The organism is Gallaecimonas zhanjiangensis (assembly GCF_057624825.1).
In genome coordinates, this window is sequence record NZ_CM172603.1 from 2,826,718 (window position 1) to 2,846,269 (window position 19,552).

Below are 19,552 nucleotides of genomic sequence, written 5' to 3' on the forward strand. Positions count from 1 at the left end.
CTCCCGTCAAAGGGTCACGCCGCGTTTCCAGATGGCAATTTCGCGGCTGTGGTTACGTTCGTTACAGGTCAATTCGCCCGAGGCTATGGCCAGCAGGCGCTCAAAAAAGGCTTGGCTTAAAGCGTCCATGGCAACCCCGTCCAGCAGTTCACCTGCGTTGAAATCAATCCAGTTGCCTTTGCGCTGGTAGAGATCGCTATTGGAGCTGATTTTCACCGTCGGTACCGGGAAGCCGAGCGGCGTGCCCCGACCGGTGGTAAAGAGGATCAAGGTGGCGCCGCTGGCGGCAAGGGCGGTGGAAGACACCGCGTCGTTACCCGGCGCTTGCAGCAATGCCAAACCGCGGCCATGGACAGGCTCGCCATAGGCCAGCACCTCTTGCACCTGGGCTTGGCCGCCCTTTTGGATGGCGCCTAATGACTTTTCTTCCAAGGTGGTCAGGCCGCCGGCCTTGTTGCCCGGTGAGGGGTTTTCGAACACCGGCTGCTTGTGGTCGATAAAGTACTGCTTGAAATCCTGCACCAATTTCACCACCGCCTCGAAGGTGGCGCTGTCCTTGGCGCGGTTCATCAGCACCTGCTCGGCGCCGAACATCTCCGGGGTTTCGGTTAAAAGCACGGTACCGCCAAGGGCGGTGAAGCGGTCGGTCATGCGCCCCACCAAAGGGTTGGCAGTGATGCCGGAAAAACCGTCGGAGCCGCCGCACTTCATGCCCAGCACCAGTTCGCTCGCCGGGCACGGCTCGCGTTTGTCCAGCGCCAGCAGCGGCAGCATCTGGCCGATGGCCTCGACACCGGCTTCCACTTCATCGTCCACCTGCTGGCTGTTGAAAAAGCGCACCCGATCGCTGTCGATGTCGCCGGCCGCTTCTAACAGCTTGTTGAGCTGGTTGTTCTCGCAGCCAAGGCCCACCACCAGCACGGCGCCAGCGTTGGGGTGGTTGATAAGGGCGGCGAGAATGGCGCGGGTGTCGTTAAGGTCGTCCCCCAGCTGCGAGCAGCCATAGGGGTGCACAAAGGGCACGAAGGCGTCGGCGATGCCGGCAAATTCCTGCTCGCAGCGGCTGGCGATACGCTGGGCAATGGCGTTAACGCAGCCAACGGTGTTGACTATCCACACCTCGTTGCGGGTGCCAACCCGGCCGTTTTTGCGCCGATAGCCCATAAAGGTGCCGCCGCCAAAGGCCTCAAGGCTGGGCTCAACCTGCTGGTAACGGTACTCCCCGGCGCCGCTGAGGTTGGTGGCGAGATTATGGGAATGGACATGCTCGCCCTTATTGATGGCGCTGGTAGCAGAGCCGATGGCAAAGCCGTACTTCACCACCTCATCCCCTGCCGCCAGCGCCTTTAAGGCTACCTTGTGGCCGGCGGGCAAATCGGTGGCCAGCAGCAGTTCTTCGCCGTCAATCAGGTGGCGGCTGCCCTTGTCCAGGGCCAGGGTGGCCACCGCCACATTGTCCTTGGGGTGCACTTTAACCAGGGCAACTTTCATAGGGCCTCCAGCTCGGTGGCGCTGACAAGCTTGCCCGCCACCCTGACGTTGTTAAGTTCGAGTTTGCCGACGTTCTCCAGCACCGAGGGCGCGGCGACTTTGTCGATACGGCAATTGCTGAGGGTGACCCCTTCGATGGGGGCCGAGGCAAAACCGCGCAGGTAAAAGGCGCGCTGCGCCGAGCGCACCACCAGGTTGTCGATGTGGATGTCCCGCACTTCGGGCAGGAAGCGGCCCTGTTGGCCTTCTTCGTAGAAGAAATTGATGCTGACCGCGTCTTTGACTTCCCCCACCCGCAGGTTGCGGATACGGATGCCTTCGATGGTGCCGCCGCGCCGGGCATTGGTTTTGATGCGAAAGGCCCGTTCCAGCTCCGGGCTATCCATCTGGCAGTTGTCCAAAAAGACGTTGTAGACGCCGCCGGAGATCTCCGAGCCCAGCACCAAGCCGCCGTGGCCGTCTTTCATCTGGCAATTGCGCACCACCAGGTTGCGACAAGCTTGGCCCACCCGACGGCCGTCTTCGTTGCGGCCCGATTTAATGGCAATGCAATCGTCACCGGTATCGAAGGTGCAGCCCTCAATCACCACGTGGTCGCAGCATTCCGGGTCGCAGCCGTCATTGTTGGGGCCGTGACTGCGGCACGTGACTTCCCGCACCGTTACCGACTGGCAAAGCACCGGGTGCAGCAGCCAAAACGGCGAGTTAACCAGGGTGACCCCTTCAATCAGCACGTTCTGGCACAAATAAGGCTGGATAAAGGCCGGGCGCAGGAAGGAGCCTTGGCCATGCAGGCGGGTACGCGGGTCGGTGCCGGCCAGCACTTCTTGCTGCAACTTGTCCCTTGCCGCCTTTTGGGTTTGGGCAATCGGGTCCTGGCGCCAATGGCCCTCGGGGTGCGGCCCCTTCCAGGGCCACCAGGTGTTGTCATCGGCGCCGCCGTCCAGTACCCCTTGGCCGGTCACGGCGATATTGCGCTGGCCGTAGGCATAGATGAGCGGCGACAGGCCCATCATCTCCATGCCCTCCCAGCGGGTGAACACCGCTGGCAGGTAATGGTCGGGGTTGGGGGAAAACACCAGCACCGCGCCCTTGTCCAGGTGCAGGTTGACGTTGGATTTAAGGTGGATGGCGCCGGTTAAAAAGCGCCCTTGGGGCACCCGTACCCGGCCGCCGCCCGCTGCCGCGCAGGCGGCAATGGCCGCAGCGATGGCATCGCTATTGAGCACCTTGCCGCCGGGCACGGCGCCAAAGTCGCTGATGGGAAAGTCGCGCTCGGCAAATTTCGGCAGTTGGGTGTTACGGACAATGTCATCGGCCAGGGCCCAGTCGTCTGCCGGCGCCTGGGTTTTAGGGGCACTAGCGCAGGCTGGCAACTGGCTTAGCACCAGCCCTGCACCCAGGGCCTTGATGAAATCGCGTCTTGGCAGACTCATGGCGTTACCTCCCCTGCAAACACAACTTGCCACCGGTGGCAAAGCCATTTCAAGAAAAGCCGGTTCATTGTTTGAGCTCCAAGGCAGCCAGGATAAAGGGCCCCACGGCTTTGGGGTCGTTGTCGCGTTTTTGCTCGCCTACGTAGTACTCAAAGCTGCCGCTGCGATAGGGCTCGCCGCCAAGGCCAGCAACGGCGCAGACCTGAGTGATAGTCACTTGGCCGCCTTGGGTTTTAATGAGCTTGTCAGTCAGGCCCTTAAAGCCTTTTTGGGCCACTGCCAGGTACTTTTCTGGCAAATAGCCTTGGTTCACCCCTCGGGCCAGGGCGTAGACCAGCATGGCGCTGCCGGAGGCCTCCAGGTAGTTGCCGTTGCCGGCGCCCTTGTCAGTGACCTGATACCAAAGCCCGGAGCTGTCTTGAAAGGCGCTGACGTTTTTCGCCAGCTCATTGAGGGTGGCAATCAAAAAGCCCCTGTCCTTGTGGCCACGGGGGAAGTGGTCCAGCACGTCTACCAGGGCCATGGCATACCAACCGAGGGCACGGGACCAAAAATTAGGGGAAGTGCCGGTTTGCGGGTTGGCCCAGCGCTGCTGGCGGCTTTCGTCCCAGCCGTGGAACAGCAGGCCCGTTTTCGGGTCCTTATCGTGCCGCTCTATCAGCCGAAACTGCTGGGCGATGTCGCTAAAGCTGTCGCTGCCTTCACTGAACCACTGGGCGTACTGGGCGTAAAAAGGCGCGCCCATGTAAAGGCCGTCCAGCCACATCTGGAAGGGGTAGCGCTTTTTATGCCAAAAGCCCCCTTCGCTGGTACGGGGCTGCCCCGCCAGCTGCTGGCGCAAAAGGTGCAAAGCCTGGATATAACGCGGATCCTGGCTTTGCTCATAGAGGGGAAACAAAATCTTGCCGGCGTTAATCATGTCGATATTGAAATCGCTCTGCTTATAGCCGCGAATGTCGCCGGTTTCGTCAATCAGGGTGTCGGCATAGGCCTTGGCGTAGTTGAAATAGCGCACATCGCCGCTTTCCTGATAAAGGCGCAGCATGGCGGTCAGCACCAGGCCCTGGGTGTAGTTCCACTTGGGCTTTTTATAGCCCTCGATGGTCCAGGCCTGTGGATGGCGGGCCATCTCGGCATCGGCCATCCGTTTGGCCCAACTGTCCTTGGCTGATGCCGCGCCCGTCAGCGCCAGCCAGCTGGCCAGCACCAGGGCGCCGGCTTTTAATAATTGCTGCATTCTCTCCCCCTATTGCTCTGTTCCCACCCGCTGACTGGTAGAGTCGCGGATGATGAGGCTGGGCTGCACTATGTAGTTCACCCTTGTGGTTTTTTCGTCTTTGTTTTCAATGGCGCTGATGATCTTCTGGGCCGCGAGGCCCGCCATGTCGGTGACCGGCCGGCGAATGGTGGTGAGCGCCGGAATGATGCGAGACGCCAGGATGTTGTCGTCAAAGCCGCACACCGACAGCTCCTGTGGCACCTTGATGCCAAGCTCATGGGCCACTTTCAGGACCGCTGCCGCCATTTCATCGGTGTTGGCAAAAATGGCGGTGGGCCTGCCCTCCCCGGCCAGCAAGGTGCGGGCGCATTCGAGGCCGCTTTGGTAGTTGTTCTTGCCATTGACGATGCGCCCCTCGGGTATGGGCAGCCCTAAGTCTTTTAAGGCGCCGCAAAAACCTTCAAAACGCTCGGTGGAGGAGTGGTAGTGCATGGGCCCGGTGATAAAGCCGATGTCTCGGTGGCCAAGGCCCACCAGATGCGCCGCCATTTGCCTGACGCCGGTGCGGTCGTCCGAGACCACGATATTGGTGTGGTCGTCCAAATCCAAGGAGGCCATACGCACATAGGGGTGGCCTTCGTCACGCAGCGCCGCCGCCAGCACTTTGCTCTCTGACACCGGTGGCAGCACGATAACCCCATCCAGTTTGGATCGGCCCACAAAGGCCAGGCAGTCTTCCACCATGGTGGGGCTGTCGTATTGACAAGGGTGCACCACCAGCTCGTAGCCCTGGCGCGAGCACACATCCAACAGGCCCCGTTGTACCTGGTCGATATAAAGGGCGTCGGGGTTGTCGTAGATGATGCCGATAAAGTAGGAGCGGCTTGAGGCCAGGCCCCTGGCCTGTTTGTCGGGCTGGTAGTTGAGATCGGCAATGATCTTCTGGATAAGTTTGCGGGTTTCTTCACCGACGCTTGCCGAGTCGTTCAGCACCCTTGAAACCGTGCGTTTGGACACATTGGCGGCCCGGGCCACATCGTTGATGGTGGGTTTTTTCATTAACATAATCATCTGCTCATCATCAGCGGGCTGCTGGCCTGCATGCCGTAGGTTAGCGGCAGCGCGCTTTTCTCGCGCGGCTCAGGCTGGCGATGATACACCGCTTTATAAATGGCGCTGGCGGTGTCTTTGAGCTCCCCAACCAGTTGGGTGATGCGCTCGCCTTTGAACTCCCCGGCCGGGCCAGTGCAGCCCAAGGCTGCCACCACGGTGCCACCGGTGTCACGAATGGGTACCGCCAGGCAGCTCACCTCGTCGTGGTATTCGCGGTCGTCCAAGGCATAGCCCAGGGCAATCACCCTTTTAAGCTCCTTGCGAAGGGCCTCTGGCTCGGTGATGGTGCGGCAGGTCAGCGCCGCCAGGTAGCGCCCGGCAAAGAGCCGCTCCAACTGGTCAAAATGCTTAAAGGCAAGGAACACCTTGCCGGTGGCCGAAGCGTGCAGCAGGGTGCTGACGCCAGGGCGGCAGGCAATCTTGGGGTGCTGGGCGCTGTTGCACACCTCAACAATCAGGCTCGACTCACTGTTGGGTACCGCCAGGTGCGCCCCAAGACCGGTGCGTTGGGCCAGTTGCTGCACCGGCCCTGCCGCCTGCTGGCGCAGCTTGTCGGACTGCAGCGCCTGAAAACCGAGGTTGAGCATGCCGGGGCCGCTGACAAACTGCTTGCCGCGTTTTTCCACCAGCGCCTCGGCACACAGGGTTTTAAGCAGCCGAAACACCGTGGTACGAGGCAGGCCAAGCTCGGCCTCCAGATGGGTGGCGGACAGGCCGTCACTGTTGGCGGCCAGCAGCTGCAACAGCTGGCAGGCCTTGGCAACACTGGGAATTTGATACTTATCCATGTCTCCCTCCTAGAGTCCCATCCATCGCGGCAAGGCTTCGCTGATGGCCGGTACATAGGTAACCAGCATCAGCACCGCAAACATGGCGATGTACAGTGGTAACAGGGGTTTGAGCAGCCGCTCTATGGTGGTGTTGGCCACAGCGCAGCCCACGAACAGCACGCTGCCCACCGGCGGCGAACACAGGCCAATAGAGAGGTTGAGCACAATCATGATGCCAAAATGCAAAGGCGACATGCCTAGCGACTCGGCCACCGGCAAGAAGATGGGGGTAAAAATGAGCACCGCCGGGGTCATGTCCAAAAAGGCCCCCACCACAATCAACACCAGGTTGATGATCAGCAAAATAACGATGGGGTTATCGCTCAGGGTCACCAGCGCCTGGCTGATGGCCTGGGGAATTTGCTCAAAAGACAGCAGCCAGGACATGGCGCTGGAGCAGGCGATAAGGAACATGACGATGGCGGTGGTTTCCACCGCTTTGAGCAAAATGCCCGGCAGCTGGCTGGGTTTGACCTCTTTATAAAACACCATGGACAGCACCAGGGCGTAAATCACCGCCACGGCGCCGGCCTCGGTGGCGGTAAAGATGCCGCCGATAATGCCGCCAATCACCACCACAATCAGCAGCAGGCTGGGCAACGCCGCCCCCACTTTGGGCAGCACCTGCGACCATTGCAGCCTATCGCCCACCGGGTAGCCCTTGGCCTTGGCGTAAATGGCGCACACCAGCATCAGCGCCAGCCCCAGCAAGATGCCCGGCAGGTAACCGGCCACAAAGAGCGCGGCGATGGACACCCCGCCGCTGGCGATGGCGTAGATGATAAGGATGTTGCTGGGGGGAATGAGCATGCCGGTGGTGGCCGCCGCGGCGGTGACCGCCGCGCTAAAGTCGCGGCTGTAACCCTTGCTCTCCATCTGCGGCACCATAAAGCTGCCGATGGCCGAGGTGGCCGCTACCGCCGAGCCGGAAATGGCCCCAAACAGCATGCAAGACACCACGTTCACCAGCGCCAGGCCGCCGGGCAAGGCGCCAATGAGCGCCATGGCGCACTCGATAAGCCGCCGGGCAATGCCGCCCCGGCCCATGATGAGCCCCGAGAGAATAAAAAACGGAATGGCCAGCAGCGCAAAGCTGTCGATGCCCCCCACCATGCGCTGGGACACCGTGCTCACCGCCGTTTCAAAGTCCACATTGATAAGCAAGGTGGCCACGGTGGCAATGCCGATACAAAAGGAAATGGGTACGTTGATAAGCAGCAGCACAAAAAACAGCGCCAGCAGTACCACAACAGATAACGCCATCAGCTGGCCCTCCTGCTTAGCAAGTGCTCACAGGCATAAAACATCATCAGCAGCCCCGACAGCGGCACCACCGAATACACCCAGCCCATCTCGATGCCCATGGCCGCCGACACTTGCTTGAGCTCAAGGGTCAGCGACATCAGGTGATAACCGCCGGCCACCATCACCGCGCCAGCAAAAAGCAGCACGCAAAGGTGTACCAGGGCATCAGCCCGCCGCCCCTGCACCGGGCCAAGGCGGTCAGTTAAAAGGCTCAGGCCCAGGTGCGCCTTCATCCGGTAGCTATAAGCGGCCCCCAGCATGCCCACCCAGATAAGAAGAAAACGAGCCATCTCTTCGGTGTCGGAGCTGGGGCTTTGCAGCACGTATCGCGACAGCACCTGCCAACTCACCACCAGCACGATGGCGGCCATGGCAGCAATGAGCACCCACTTGAGGGCCAGATCCAACATTTGCGTCAGTAATTTCATGGCGCCCCTCACATGGTTTTGATGCGCTCAAGGAGGCGGCCAACCGCCGTGCCCTTGAAGCTGTCGTGGATGGGTTTGACCGCCGCCATAAAGGGCGCCTTGTCTGGGCGAATAACCTCTACCCCTTTGGCTTCCACCGCCTTGATGGCGTCGTCGGAGGCTTTTTGCCAGAGGTTTTTCTCAAAGACGATGGAGTCGTCTACCGCCTGGCGCAGCCACTTTTGCTGCTGGGGGTTGAGGCTGTCCCACACCTTTTGGCTGGCCAAAATCACGTCCGGCACGAAGCTGTGTTCGTCCAGGCTGTAATAAGGCGCCACCTCATAGTGGTGAGAGAGGTAATAGCTGGGCGGGTTGTTCTCGGCGCCGTCCACCACCCCTTGTTGCAAGGCGGCATAAAGCTCACCCCAGGCGATGGGGGTAGCGGCGCCGCCCATGGTGTTGATCATCTTCACGGCGGTGGGGCTATTGAGTACCCGGATCTTCTTGCCCTTGATGTCGGCCGGGTTCTGGATAAAGCCCTTGGACGAATAAAAGCTGCGGCTGCCGGCATCGTAATAGCCCAGGCCAATCAGGTGCGCCGGCCGGGTCTGGGCCAGCAGGTTCTGGCCGATGTCGCTGTCCAGCACCCGCCAGAATTGGTCGCGGTCCTTAAAGACATAAGGAATGGAAAAGAGCTGCATCTGCGGCACAAAACCCTCAAGGGTACTGGCCGAGACCTTGGTCATGGCCAGGCTGCCAATTTGCAGCAGCTCCACCAGCTCGCGCTCGGTGCCCAGTTGGCCGTTGGGGTAGATCATCAGGCGCATCTGGCCGCCAGAATACAGCTCCAGGCGCTGGGCCATGTACTCCATGGACTGGTGCACCACGTGCTTGCTGTCCAGGGTGTGTGCCATTCGTAGCACCGTGACCTTGGATTCCTGATGACACCCCCCCAGGAGCATCAGGCCCAGTGCCACCGGTAGCAATTTACCGATAAGGGCTCGCATAAATTTCCCCATTGTTGCAGTCCCTGCTGCCGGACTGCCGTTGCTGCTGACATTGCTGTTGTTATAAGCCGGCGCCGTTAACGCAGGACATCGGCCGGGAACTTGTCCATGTCTTCGTAATCGAGGTTTTCACCGGCCATGCCCCAGATAAAGCTGTAACTCTGAGTACCGGCGCCGCAGTGAATGGACCAGGGCGGCGAAATAACCGCTTGCTCGTTCTTGACCCAGATATGGCGGGTTTCGGTGGGCTCGCCCATGAAGTGGCACACCCCCTGCCCCTGGGGCAGGCCGAAGTAGAAGTACACTTCGTTGCGCCTGTCGTGCTGGTGGGCCGGCATGGTGTTCCAGACGCTGCCGCTAACCAGCTCGGTCAGCCCCATCTGCAACTGGCAGGTCTCTACCACGCCATTGATAAGGAGCTGATTGATATAGCGCTCGTTGGCGGTTTCGCTGCTGCCAAGATGCAGCACCTTGGCGTCACTCTTGCCGACTTTCTTATTGGGATAACGGGCATGGGCCGGGGCAGCATTAAGGTAAAAGCGCGCCGGGTTTTGGCTGTCGAGGCTTTCAAAGCGCACCGCTTCGTTGCCGGTGCCAAGGTACAGCGCCTCTTTAAAATCCAGCTCAAAAGCGCTGCCATCGGCGACCACCCGGCCGGGACCACCCACATTGATGATGCCAAGCTCGCGCCGGTACAGGAAAAAAGGCGCCTTTAACGGGTCGATGGCCTCCAGGGCCAGCGGCGTTTTGCCGGGCACGGCGCCCCCCACCATAAAGCGCTCGTAATGGCTGTAAACCCAGTTCACCTCGCCTTCGACCATCAGCTGCTCGGCCAAAAAGGCGCTGCGCAGCTGCTCGGTGTCCATGGCCTTGACCTCATTTTTACCAAGGGCGTAGCGCACCTCGTAATGGGTTGTCATCGGTTACCTCCTGTTATCGGGCCAGCCAGCCGCCGTCGACCGCCAGCACCTGGCCGTTGATGTAGTCACTGGCGTCTGACGCCAGGAACACCACGGCCCCTTTTAAATCTTCCGGCTCGCCCCAGCGGCCAGCGGGAATACGGTTTTCAATTTCCTGGCTGCGCGCCGCGTCGTCTTGCAGGGCCTGGGTGTTGTCGGTGCGAAAATAGCCCGGCGCAATGGCGTTGACCTGCACCCCAAAGCGCCCCCACTCGTTGGCCAGGGCCTTGGTGATCCCGGCGATGGCGTGTTTAGAGGCGGTGTAGGCCGGTACCCGGATACCGCCGCTGTAAGAGAGCATGGAGGCGATATTGACGATTTTGCCGCTGCCTGTGGCCACCATCTCCCGCCCCAGCAACTGGCTGAGCAAAAAGGCCGACTCCAGGTTCACCTGCATCACCTTTTGAAATTCGGCCAAGGGGTGATCCAGGGCGTCTTCCCGGTAGATGCAGCCGCCATTGTTTACCAGCACGTCAACCTTGCCACTGGCCAGGGCCTTTTCTGCCAGAGCTTTCACCGCGTCGCTGTCAGCCAGGTCCGCCGCCAAGGCCATCGCTTTGCCACCGAGGGCACGAATTTTGGCAACCGTGTCATCGCAGCCACCTTCTCGAGAGCTGGCACAGATCACTTCGGCGCCGTTTTCGGCCAATCCCAGTGCCATGGCTTGCCCCAAACCACGGCTGGCGCCGGTTACCAAAGCGCGTTTTCCTGTCAGGCTAAACATGATGCGTCTCCTACCGCAGTCAATCTTTCTTTAAAAATCAAATAGCTAAAGAAAAAGCCCAAGATAAAGAGGCAGTGGCCGGTGAATTTCAGATTTGAATCTTTTTTCATTTTTGGCTGCTTTCCCTTAAGGTAAGGCTTTGACCTTTACGTAACAGTAATTACACATATAGCTAAGCTTTGTCACGCGAAGGCCAGAATGTCAACCAAATGATGCCACCGGTGGCAAAGCACAAAGCAGCCTGGTTCACATATAAAGCGTTTACAGCAAACCAGGCCAGCAAGGGCAGTACTCATCACTTAGGGGGAGAACAAGAATGCAGCCCAAGTTCAAACTGAATCGTATTGCGTCCAGCCTGGTAGTGGCCGGTCTGTTTTTTGGGGGAGCGAGCCTTGCCATGGCCGCAGAAGAGCCTGCTAAAGACGGCGCTAATCAGACCGCTGAAGATATGGAAGTCATTGAAGTTACAGGGTACCGAGCCAGCTTGAACCGGTCTTTGCTGGATAAGCGCGCCGCCGTGGGCTCCAAAGAAAGCATCATGGCCGAGGACATCGGTAAGTTCCCGGACTTGAACGTTGCCGAAGCCCTGCAACGCATTCCCGGTATTACCATCACCCGTGAAGCCGGTGAAGGCCGCCAGGTCTCCTTGCGCGGCCTGGGGCCGAAGTTTACCCGGGTGACCATCAACGGCATGGACTCTGCCGCTGCCACCGGTGGCTCCGATGCCTCGGGCAGCGTCAACACCAGCCGCGCCTTCGATTTCAACATCTTCGCCTCCGAGCTCTTTAAGCAGGTGGATGTGTACAAAACCCCGGAAGCGTCCCGCGATGTGGGCCTGGCCGGTGCCATTAACATGCGTACCGCCCGCCCCTTCGACTTTGACGGCTTTAAAACCGCCCTGTCCCTTAAAGGCGCCTACTCCGAGCTGCCGGATAAAACCGACCCCAGGGCGGCGTTTTTGATCTCCGACACCTTTGCCGACGACACCTTCGGTGCCCTGTTTTCGGTGGCTTATTCCAAACGCTCCATCCGCGAGGAAGGCCACACCACGGTGCGCTGGCAGCGCAACAACTTCTCGGCGGTAGGGGCAAACGCCAACGGCGAGCTGAACGGCGCCTTTTACCCTCGCTTCCCCCGTGCAACCGGGGTGCTTAACGAGCAAAAACGCTTAGGGGTTACCGCCTCTTTGCAATATCGCCCCAGCGACAAAATAGAAATGACCCTGGACGTGCTCCATGCCGAGCTCAACAACGACCGGGACGAGTTCCAGTATTCGGCGCCGCTTTCTAAAAACACCTCCAAGATCACCCCGGTGGCAGCGGTGCTAAACGGCGACGAGATTGTGGCGGGCAAGTTCGAGCATGTGTCCACGGTGTCGGAATACCGCCGTGACCGCATGGAAACCGAGTTTGACCAGTACACCTTCAACACTGACTGGCAGATCACCGACGACTTCAAAGCCAATATCCTGCTGGGCTATGGCGATTCGACCTACAAGAACCCGCTGCAAAACACCGTGGGTATCGCCAACAACGACAGCACCTTCTCCTACAGCTATGCCAGTAACATTGATGTCAACAACATCACCAACGGCACGGCGGTCAGGAACATGGACATGCCCAACATGGTGTGGGGTTTTGATACCACTGACCCGGGCAATTATGTGGTGGACCTGATGCGGGTGCGCTCCACCAAGACCGACAACTCCAACAAGGTGGCAGAATTCAACTTCACCTACATGGGTAGGGACGACGCCAAGCTGCACTTTGGCGCTGGCTATCGCAAATACGAGATGGAGTTTCGGGATTATCGCAACAGCGGCGAGAACAACTTCGACGGCGACCCGGTTACCAGCGACATGGCCTACCTGCTGCCCCTGGGCGGCTACGGCGACGGCCTGGACCCAACCTATTTCCCCAACGACAGCAACTGGCTGACCCCCAACTACGATGCCTTTATGGCCGCCTACATGGGCCAGCCGGGTACCGAAATGGAGCTTTCAGGCCAGCGCTCTTTTGGGGTGAGTGAAACCATCTACAACGCCTATGCCCAGTTCGACAACGTATCGAGCCTCTTTGGCAAGACCCTGCGTTATAACTTTGGGGTTCGTGTCGAGCGCACCAAGACCACCTCCGACACCTACGTGGGCGGTGACGTGGATGCCTTCGTCAACTATGAGAACTTCTACACCGACGTATTGCCCTCGGCCAACTTCGCCCTGGATTTGACCGACCAACTGGTAGGCCGCTTCTCCATGGCCAAGGCCATTACCCGCCCAAGCCTTGGCAGCCTGGCTGGCGCCGTTAACCCCAGCTCGGTTAACCAGAAAATCAGCTCCGGCAACCCCAAGCTTGAGCCGTTCCGCGCCAACCAGATTGATTTGGGCCTGGAGTGGTATGGCGAAGATGAGAGCATGGTGGGTGCCAGTGTCTTTTATAAAGACATCGAGCAGTGGATCAGCACCGAAACCTCCAGCCGCCTGCTGACCCCAAGCGAAGTCACCGAGTACAACCTGGACACCAGCTACTTCAACCCAGCCACCGACCAGTTTGCCTTTACCAACCCGGTGAACTCTCCCGGCTTTGACATCCTCGGTTACGAGTTCATCTACCAGCAGCCCTTTAGCTTCCTGCCGGGCTTCTTGAAGAACTTCGGGGTGGTGACCAACTTCACCTACGTGGATGCCAAGACCGACTACGAAAAAGAAGACGGCGTCTTTGACTCGGCCCCCATCACTGGGCTGTCGAAGATCAGCTACAACGCCACCCTTTACTACGAAACCGATGTTTACGGTGCCCGCCTGTCCTACAACTACCGGGACAAATACCTCAACAACCTGGGTACCACCAGCAACAACGGCAACGATTCCAACGGCTTTAAAGACGTGGGTTACCTCGACTTCTCGGCCTTCTACAACATCAACGACAACATCTCCATCAGCCTTGAAGCCATCAACCTCACCGATGAGTACAGCTTCTTCTGGGTTGACCGGGACGCCCAGCGCCCCTACGAGGTGCTGCACACCGGCCGGCAATACTTCCTGGGCCTAAGGGCCAGTTTCTAAGCCTCATGGGGGAGCTTGCTCCCCCCTTTTTTATCAATGGAGTAGATGTATGGACTGCAAAGCCTTCACCCTCGCCGTGCTGGCCCTGGCCACAGCCCCGGCCATGGCCGCCGCGCCGCTGCTAACCCTGACCATTCACAACCCCAACCCCGCCGCCCTGTCCCAGGTGCTGGAAGTGCCCTTGGCCGGCCACAACCTGCCGGCCATGCTCAAAAGCGATAGCGGCGAGGTGGACACCGAGGACAAAAACGGCGACGGCAAGGCCGACACCCTGCTGCTGTGGGTAACGGTGCCGGCCAATGGCCAGCAACAGGTGAATATCAGCCAGGGCAACGCCAAACCTATGGCCCGCACCCATGCCGAGTTGTCAGTGCGCCAGGGCGGTAAATGGCAGGGCCAAAAGTACGTTGCCGACGGTTTTACCTTTAAAGAAGCCGACCAATACCAGACCCCGCCGCAACTGACCGACCATTCCTTTTATCTGCGCTACGAGGGGCCGGGCTGGGAGAGCGACAAGATTGGCTACCGGCTTTACCTCGATTGGCGCAACGCCTCGGATGTGTTCGGTAAACGCACCAGCGACATGGTGCTAAAAGACGTGGGCCAGGACGGCTATGAGAGCTATCACCACCTAAGCGATTGGGGCATGGACGTGCTCAAGGTGGGTAAATCCTTAGGCATCGGCTCCCTCGGCCGCCTCACCGGCCAAGGCATTGCCCACTTTAAGGAGGTCAAGGACACCCGCTACCAGCTGGAAAAAGACGGTGGCCTGCGCTCAGCCTTCAAGGTGCATTACCGGGGCTGGAAGGTGAATGACGAAACCCTCGACGTGGACAGCCGCTACCAGATTGATGCCGGCAGCTACGCCAGCAAAGTGACGGTCAGTACCCGCCCAGCCACCCAAAACCTGGTCACGGGCCTGGTTAAGCTCCCCGCTACCGAGCTGTTAAAAGGCAGCAGCGGCGACTGGCACTACATGGCCACCTGGGGCAAGCAGAGCCTGTCTGGCAAGAACGACAACCTGGGCCTGGCGCTTTTCTATAAGGCCAGCGAAGTGGCCAAGGTCAGCGAAGGCGACCACGACCATATGCTGCAATTTAACGCCTCCGAGCAGCCGCTACATTACTACCTGATGAGCTACTGGCCCGACCCGGCCAAGGCCGGCAGCACCGACGAAGCGCACTTCAAGGCGCTTTTAACCGAGCAGCTGACCCGCCTGGCAAGCCCGTTGAAAGTCAGCCAGGTCGACTGGCACTGACCATAAAAAAGCCCCCTTTCGGGGGCTTTTTTATCCTGCCAACTTGTCGGCAAACGCCTCGGCGTATTTGCGGGTCTTTTTGTAAACCCCGTGGGCGGCGATGTCTTCCAGTAACGGCTGGTAGCTCTTGTTGCCGGATTTACCGAGGATACGGCAGATCCAGGCGTAGAAGTTATCCTGCTTTTGGAAGCGAAAACGGCTGATACGGGCTTCGGTATCGAGAATATGGCTTAGCTGGGCCAACAAATAAGGATTAGTACCGTAGTTGCGGGCAATATCCTTAATGGCATACATGCGCTGGTCGTCGTCACCGGTGCGCAGCATGTTCGACAGCTGGTTGCCACGCCAATCAAGGGACGGGTCCATGGTAGACACGTCATGAATTTGCTTGGCTAGGTGGCTGTGGTAATCCATCTGGAGCAAATAGCGCTTGGCGTACTTTTGCAGCGCTTCAGTCGCGCCCTTGTCTGCCACCAGTTGCACCGTCGGGCGGTACTTTTCAAGGCCAGAGAGCGCCAGCGCTTTGGCGGCCCAAGTGGCTTCTTCTATGGCTGCAGGATCGCTGCTTTGGTAGTTATCCAGCACCTGCTTTTGCACCAGGCCGTACAGGGCGTCGCTGTAGAGCCAAACCTTCAACAAGGATTTGTCGGTATCGATGCGCTGGTCGCGGTCGGTACTTTTAATACCGGCAATATAAGGCGCGTTGATTTCGGCCGGGATGTAATCGGCTGAGGTAAGCCCTACCGGCTTGATGTCGGCCGCTTTAGCTTGTTCACTGCGGGCCTGGCGCTTGGCAAGAATGGCTGCGTCATCCAACCCTTTGGTTTTAAAAGCAAAGGCGTTAGCGTCGTACTGGCGATCGATTTGGATGTATTTAATGACCTCGTTGACAGTCGCGCTCAGATAACGGTATTCGAGCTTGGAGTCGTCGGTAAACATGCCACCAAGGGGAACGCTGGAAACAAAGTTATTAAGGTTTTGCGGGTCAAATACCGGGCTGATGTCCTGCTCCAGCATTTCGTCGCCCAAATAATGCTTGGTGAAAAACTGCATGGTGGGATTGACCATTTTGTCCACCGGGAACGGGGTTTTATCGCCTACAAAACGCTGGTGGTAGTCAATAAAGATATCTAAATCCACGACGTTGAGGTCATCCTGGCCGGCCAATAACCCCTCATCTTGAAGGCGCGTATCAAGATACTGCCTGGCCAGCGCCTTGCCCTGCTCTTCGGGCAGCATGCGCTTACCGAGGCGGTCAAAGGACTTGGAGATGTCGATATCAAAATGGCGAATGCGGTATTTGACGGTGATGTTGCTCTTGGGATAGTGCGGCTTGTCGTCAATAGCCTTGCTGGCACACCCTGACAGCAGGGCTGCTGCCAGTACTGAAACAGAAAATATCCTTAACATGATTCCTTGCCTTCTTTACTGCTTAACTGCCCAGCCAGGCTGGCAGGGCCCAAAGTCGCGTCCTAGTTATTTAGCGACTTAACATTCCAAAATCATTAAAATGCCTTGCCGGTTTTTACACTCACCAGCCGGGGCCAGGCCAGCCTTGGTTGCCATAAAACCGGGAAGTTTCGGGCGCTTGCCTAAATAGTCGGCAAACAGTTCCACTCTGGCGGTTAAACCGTTGACGCTCTGCTCTGGTATCGGCATAATTCGCGCCGTTCACTCGTTGGCTATGTAGCTCAGTTGGTTAGAGCACATCACTCATAATGATGGGGTCGCAGGTTCGAATCCCGCCATAGCCACCATGAACAATGCGGAAGTGGCGAAATTGGTAGACGCACCAGATTTAGGTTCTGGCGCCGCGAGGCGTGAGAGTTCAAGTCTCTCCTTCCGCACCATTTTGCTGGAGTATCGCCAAGCGGTAAGGCAGCGGGTTTTGATCCCGCCATTCCCAGGTTCGAATCCTGGTACTCCAGCCATGTTATTGATACTGGCCTTTTTAGCGCGGGTATCACGGCAGCAGTTGACGAAGCCCTCAGGGTTTTGAATAATTGCCAGCCCAAAAGAATAAGCGTGGCTATGTAGCTCAGTTGGTTAGAGCACATCACTCATAATGATGGGGTCGCAGGTTCGAATCCCGCCATAGCCACCATGATTTTGCTGGAGTATCGCCAAGCGGTAAGGCAGCGGGTTTTGATCCCGCCATTCCCAGGTTCGAATCCTGGTACTCCAGCCATTCATTTTGATGCCTGCCGAGGTAGGTGTCGGATAAAAAGAAAAAACAGTTTTGCTGGAGTATCGCCAAGCGGTAAGGCAGCGGGTTTTGATCCCGCCATTCCCAGGTTCGAATCCTGGTACTCCAGCCATTACATCCAGGCCCGCCTAGTGCGGGCCTTTTCTTTTTCTATTCCCGATAGCCTGATTCCAGCTTGCCCATCCTATGTCGCTATTGGGGCTTTGCCCGGATATTGCCCGAGATGAAAGCCATCCCTGGCGGCTCATACCACCTCGCACTTCCTGTGCTCGCGCTCAACTGCAGCAAAGCAGTGCTTTGCTTTCTAGCTGAGCCCCGCCATTCCCAGGTTCGAATCCTGGTACTCCAGCCATTACATCCAGGTCCGCCTAGTGCGGGCCTTTTCTTTTTCTGCTTAAGGCAAAGCCCTTCCCTATCAAAGCTTGCACCGTGCCTCCCCCTGGCTGCATCTTAAAAGCTATTCCCCCTTTCATGGACAGCCCTATGCACAAACTCTTTTCCTACGGCACCCTGCAACTGCCTCAGGTACAACAGGAAACCTTTGGTCGGCTGCTGCAAGGCGATAAGGACAGCCTGCCAGGTTATGTGCTGGCCAGCATCACCATCCGCGACCCGGAAGTGATCCGCAAAAGCGGTACCGCCATCCACCCTATCCTCCAATACACCGGCAACAGCGATGACAAGGTGGCAGGTACCGTGTTTTTGCTGACCGACAGCGAATTGGCGCACTCCGACGCCTATGAGGTAGAGGAATACCGGCGGGTAGAAGCAGTGATGAGCTCCGGGCAGAAGGTGTGGATCTATGCCGATGCCAGTGAGACGCAAGCGGGGTAAGGAAGGGAAAGCGGTGCTTTGCTTTCGCTATGTCCCGCGATAGGAGCATCCCTGGCGGCTCATGCCACCTCGCACATCCTGTGTTAGTCGGTTCGTCCTGAACCTCCCCCTTCGGGCCATCGCAGGGAACCTGCGATGTTCAAGGACGCTCCCGGCGTCCTTGTCGCGCACAATGGCAGCAAAGCAGTGCTTTGCTTTCGTCTTGTCCCAAGTTTAAAGCCATCCCTGGCGACTCTTGCCACCTCGCACATCCTGTGTGCTCGCGCTCAGCTGCAGCAAAGCAGTGCTTTGCTTTCGTCTTGTCCCGCGATGAAAGCCATCCTTGGCGGCTCATACCACCTCGCACATCCTGTGTGCTCGCGCTCAGCTGCAGCAAAGCAGTGCTTTGCTTTCGTCAGATCCAGTCATGGGGAAACATCCCTGTAGTCCGCCCACCTCGCACATCCTGTGCTCGCGCTCAGCTGCAGCAAAGCAGCGCTTTGCTTTCTAGCTGAGCCCCGCAGCGTAGCGCAGGATCTGTTTTTTGATGGGGGGGAGGAAATCAAGGCCCATTACCGCCAGGCCGCGCAGCTTACCAAGCAGTGGCTTGTCGTTGGAAAAGCCCTTGTAGCAGGCGTCCATCATGGTTTGCATCAAGAGGTTATGGGGTTTGCGGGCGCGCTCATACGCTTTTAGCTGGCTGTCACTCCACCAGGGCTCGCCCTGGGTAAAGGCGGCGCCGATAAGGCGGCCGAGCACTTCCACGTCGCGAAAGCCGAGGTTCACCCCCTGCCCTGCCAGCGGGTTGATGGTGTGGGCGGCGTCCCCCACCAGCCAGACGCCATTTTGGCCATAGTGCTGGGCATGGCGGCGGGTAAGAGCAAAGTTGCCGGCGCTCAGCACCTCGATTTCCCCAAGCTGGGCCGGGTACACCTTTTTGGCCTCTTCGGCCAATTGCGCCGGGCTTAACGCCGCCAGCCTTTTTATCTCGCCAGGGCTGTCGTACCAGGCCAGCACCGCCTGGTTGTCGACCATCGGCAGCCAGGCTTTGGGGCCGGTAGGGGTAAATTGCTGCCAGGTGGTATCGCTCATCTGGCCCTGGGTTTTCACCGCCACCAGCAGGCAGCGCTGGCGATAGTCCCAGCCGGTCAGGCCAATACCGGCCTGGCCGCGCAGCCAGGAGTTGGCGCCGTCGGCGGCAATGGCGAGCCGTGCGTGAATGGTATCCCCGTTATCCAGGGTCAGGCTGACCCCGTCACTGTGGTGAGTAAAGTCGCTAGCGCGGGCCAGTTTTAGGGTCACGGCATCTGGCAGTACGTCCCAAATGGCCTGTTGCAGGCGGGTATTTTCGATAAAGACCCCTAACTGCTCGCAGCCGATTTCATCGCTGCTAAAAAGGCATTGCTGGGCGCCTTCATACACCGCCAGATGCTGGTAGGGCTGGCAATGGGCGGCAGGCAGCATAACGCCGAGGCTTTCAAGGTAACGCACCGCCCCTTCGCTGATGGCGCTGACCCTGGGGTCTAGCTGGCCTGGTAGCCGGGGCGCTTGCTGCTCGATAAGCACCACTTGCATGCCTTGGCGCCCAAGGGCCAAGGCCAGGGCCGCCCCCACCATGCCGCCACCATTGATTACCAGATCCACGTTCATCACTGCTCCTTCTTAGGCTGGCGCCATTGTACCCAAAGCGCCCCGGCGGGACTGACAAAAACCCTTACAT

At 58.7% G+C, this 19,552-nt stretch carries 15 protein-coding genes and 6 tRNA genes; 9 read left to right on the plus strand and 12 right to left on the minus strand.

The window, feature by feature from the left end; genetic code table 11:
• Window positions 1–6 precede the first annotated feature (6 nt).
• The 10 genes from AC22G1_RS13480 to kduD form a co-directional block, all read right to left on the minus strand.
• Complete coding sequence (locus tag AC22G1_RS13480; protein WP_487313836.1) at window positions 7–1,491, minus strand: UxaA family hydrolase; 1,485 nt, start codon at window positions 1,489–1,491, stop codon at window positions 7–9.
• A complete protein-coding gene (locus tag AC22G1_RS13485; protein WP_487313837.1) occupies window positions 1,488–2,927 on the minus strand; it encodes a glycoside hydrolase family 28 protein in 1,440 nt (479 codons plus the stop codon). Before AC22G1_RS13485 ends, AC22G1_RS13480 begins: the two co-directional genes overlap by 4 nt.
• Window positions 2,928–2,991: 64 nt before the next feature.
• Window positions 2,992–4,164 carry a glycoside hydrolase family 88/105 protein gene (locus AC22G1_RS13490; RefSeq protein ID WP_487313838.1) on the minus strand — a complete coding sequence of 391 codons (1,173 nt, stop codon included), beginning with the start codon at window positions 4,162–4,164 and terminating at the stop codon, window positions 2,992–2,994.
• 9 nt (window positions 4,165–4,173) lie between these two features.
• The gene (locus AC22G1_RS13495; RefSeq protein WP_487313839.1) at window positions 4,174–5,217 is read right to left on the minus strand and encodes a LacI family DNA-binding transcriptional regulator; all 1,044 of its coding nucleotides are present in this window, start codon (window positions 5,215–5,217) and stop codon (window positions 4,174–4,176) included.
• Window positions 5,214–6,047 carry an IclR family transcriptional regulator gene (locus AC22G1_RS13500; RefSeq protein WP_487313840.1) on the minus strand — a complete coding sequence of 278 codons (834 nt, stop codon included), beginning with the start codon at window positions 6,045–6,047 and terminating at the stop codon, window positions 5,214–5,216. The genes AC22G1_RS13495 and AC22G1_RS13500 overlap by 4 nt, the downstream gene beginning before the upstream one ends.
• Before the next feature lie 9 nt (window positions 6,048–6,056).
• A complete protein-coding gene (locus AC22G1_RS13505) occupies window positions 6,057–7,352 on the minus strand; it encodes a TRAP transporter large permease (protein ID WP_417358050.1) in 1,296 nt (431 codons plus the stop codon).
• Window positions 7,352–7,822, minus strand: a complete 471-nt coding sequence (locus tag AC22G1_RS13510; protein ID WP_487313841.1) for a TRAP transporter small permease — start codon at window positions 7,820–7,822, stop codon at window positions 7,352–7,354. The genes AC22G1_RS13505 and AC22G1_RS13510 overlap by 1 nt, the downstream gene beginning before the upstream one ends.
• Before the next feature lie 8 nt (window positions 7,823–7,830).
• The gene (locus AC22G1_RS13515) at window positions 7,831–8,808 is read right to left on the minus strand and encodes a TRAP transporter substrate-binding protein (RefSeq protein ID WP_487313842.1); all 978 of its coding nucleotides are present in this window, start codon (window positions 8,806–8,808) and stop codon (window positions 7,831–7,833) included.
• Between the two features lie 77 nt (window positions 8,809–8,885).
• Window positions 8,886–9,728, minus strand: a complete 843-nt coding sequence (kduI, locus tag AC22G1_RS13520) for a 5-dehydro-4-deoxy-D-glucuronate isomerase (RefSeq protein ID WP_487313843.1) — start codon at window positions 9,726–9,728, stop codon at window positions 8,886–8,888.
• A 13-nt stretch (window positions 9,729–9,741) separates the two neighbouring features.
• Complete coding sequence (gene kduD / locus AC22G1_RS13525) at window positions 9,742–10,491, minus strand: 2-dehydro-3-deoxy-D-gluconate 5-dehydrogenase KduD (protein ID WP_487313844.1); 750 nt, start codon at window positions 10,489–10,491, stop codon at window positions 9,742–9,744.
• 316 nt (window positions 10,492–10,807) lie between these two features.
• On the opposite strand from kduD, the gene AC22G1_RS13530 reads away from it, so the two are divergent.
• On the plus strand, window positions 10,808–13,555 hold the full coding sequence (locus tag AC22G1_RS13530) for a TonB-dependent receptor (protein ID WP_487313845.1): 2,748 nt from the start codon (window positions 10,808–10,810) through the stop codon (window positions 13,553–13,555).
• A 49-nt stretch (window positions 13,556–13,604) separates the two neighbouring features.
• Window positions 13,605–14,813, plus strand: coding sequence for a DUF4861 family protein (locus AC22G1_RS13535; protein ID WP_487313846.1), 1,209 nt, complete (start codon window positions 13,605–13,607; stop codon window positions 14,811–14,813).
• A gap of 30 nt (window positions 14,814–14,843) precedes the next feature.
• Here the strand turns inward: AC22G1_RS13535 and AC22G1_RS13540 are convergent, their stop codons facing one another.
• Window positions 14,844–16,223 carry a hypothetical protein gene (locus AC22G1_RS13540; protein ID WP_487313847.1) on the minus strand — a complete coding sequence of 460 codons (1,380 nt, stop codon included), beginning with the start codon at window positions 16,221–16,223 and terminating at the stop codon, window positions 14,844–14,846.
• A gap of 270 nt (window positions 16,224–16,493) precedes the next feature.
• Between AC22G1_RS13540 and AC22G1_RS13545 the strand changes: the two genes are divergently transcribed.
• The 7 genes from AC22G1_RS13545 (at window position 16,494) to AC22G1_RS13575 (ending at window position 17,853) form a co-directional block, all read left to right on the plus strand.
• Window positions 16,494–16,570: transfer RNA gene (locus tag AC22G1_RS13545), tRNA-Met, on the plus strand.
• Window positions 16,571–16,578: 8 nt separating this feature from the next.
• Window positions 16,579–16,663, plus strand: a tRNA-Leu gene (locus AC22G1_RS13550).
• 6 nt (window positions 16,664–16,669) lie between these two features.
• Window positions 16,670–16,744 (plus strand) — tRNA-Gln (locus AC22G1_RS13555).
• A gap of 96 nt (window positions 16,745–16,840) precedes the next feature.
• Window positions 16,841–16,917 (plus strand) — tRNA-Met (locus AC22G1_RS13560).
• Window positions 16,918–16,926: 9 nt separating this feature from the next.
• Window positions 16,927–17,001, plus strand: a tRNA-Gln gene (locus tag AC22G1_RS13565).
• A 55-nt stretch (window positions 17,002–17,056) separates the two neighbouring features.
• Window positions 17,057–17,131, plus strand: a tRNA-Gln gene (locus AC22G1_RS13570).
• Window positions 17,132–17,502: 371 nt separating this feature from the next.
• Entirely contained in the window at window positions 17,503–17,853 is a 351-nt protein-coding gene (locus AC22G1_RS13575) for a gamma-glutamylcyclotransferase family protein (RefSeq protein WP_487313848.1), read from the plus strand.
• 486 nt (window positions 17,854–18,339) lie between these two features.
• Here the strand turns inward: AC22G1_RS13575 and AC22G1_RS13580 are convergent, their stop codons facing one another.
• Window positions 18,340–19,476 carry an FAD-dependent monooxygenase gene (locus tag AC22G1_RS13580; RefSeq protein WP_487313849.1) on the minus strand — a complete coding sequence of 379 codons (1,137 nt, stop codon included), beginning with the start codon at window positions 19,474–19,476 and terminating at the stop codon, window positions 18,340–18,342.
• Window positions 19,477–19,552: the final 76 nt, after the last annotated feature.

Excerpts from the sequence above, each read along its gene's own strand:
- AC22G1_RS13540 (WP_487313847.1), bottom strand. The coding sequence starts at position 16,223 with ATGTTAAGGATATTTTCTGTTTCAGTACTGGCAGCAGCCCTGCTGTCA.
- AC22G1_RS13485 (WP_487313837.1), bottom strand. The coding sequence starts at position 2,927 with ATGAGTCTGCCAAGACGCGATTTCATCAAGGCCCTGGGTGCAGGGCTG.
- AC22G1_RS13575 (WP_487313848.1), top strand. The coding sequence starts at position 17,503 with ATGCACAAACTCTTTTCCTACGGCACCCTGCAACTGCCTCAGGTACAA.
- AC22G1_RS13495 (WP_487313839.1), bottom strand. The coding sequence starts at position 5,217 with ATGATTATGTTAATGAAAAAACCCACCATCAACGATGTGGCCCGGGCC.
- AC22G1_RS13510 (WP_487313841.1), bottom strand. The coding sequence starts at position 7,822 with ATGAAATTACTGACGCAAATGTTGGATCTGGCCCTCAAGTGGGTGCTC.
- AC22G1_RS13535 (WP_487313846.1), top strand. The coding sequence starts at position 13,605 with ATGGACTGCAAAGCCTTCACCCTCGCCGTGCTGGCCCTGGCCACAGCC.
- AC22G1_RS13480 (WP_487313836.1), bottom strand. The coding sequence starts at position 1,491 with ATGAAAGTTGCCCTGGTTAAAGTGCACCCCAAGGACAATGTGGCGGTG.
- AC22G1_RS13515 (WP_487313842.1), bottom strand. The coding sequence starts at position 8,808 with ATGCGAGCCCTTATCGGTAAATTGCTACCGGTGGCACTGGGCCTGATG.
- kduI (WP_487313843.1), bottom strand. The coding sequence starts at position 9,728 with ATGACAACCCATTACGAGGTGCGCTACGCCCTTGGTAAAAATGAGGTC.
- kduD (WP_487313844.1), bottom strand. The coding sequence starts at position 10,491 with ATGTTTAGCCTGACAGGAAAACGCGCTTTGGTAACCGGCGCCAGCCGT.
- AC22G1_RS13530 (WP_487313845.1), top strand. The coding sequence starts at position 10,808 with ATGCAGCCCAAGTTCAAACTGAATCGTATTGCGTCCAGCCTGGTAGTG.
- AC22G1_RS13500 (WP_487313840.1), bottom strand. The coding sequence starts at position 6,047 with ATGGATAAGTATCAAATTCCCAGTGTTGCCAAGGCCTGCCAGCTGTTG.
- AC22G1_RS13490 (WP_487313838.1), bottom strand. The coding sequence starts at position 4,164 with ATGCAGCAATTATTAAAAGCCGGCGCCCTGGTGCTGGCCAGCTGGCTG.
- AC22G1_RS13505 (WP_417358050.1), bottom strand. The coding sequence starts at position 7,352 with ATGGCGTTATCTGTTGTGGTACTGCTGGCGCTGTTTTTTGTGCTGCTG.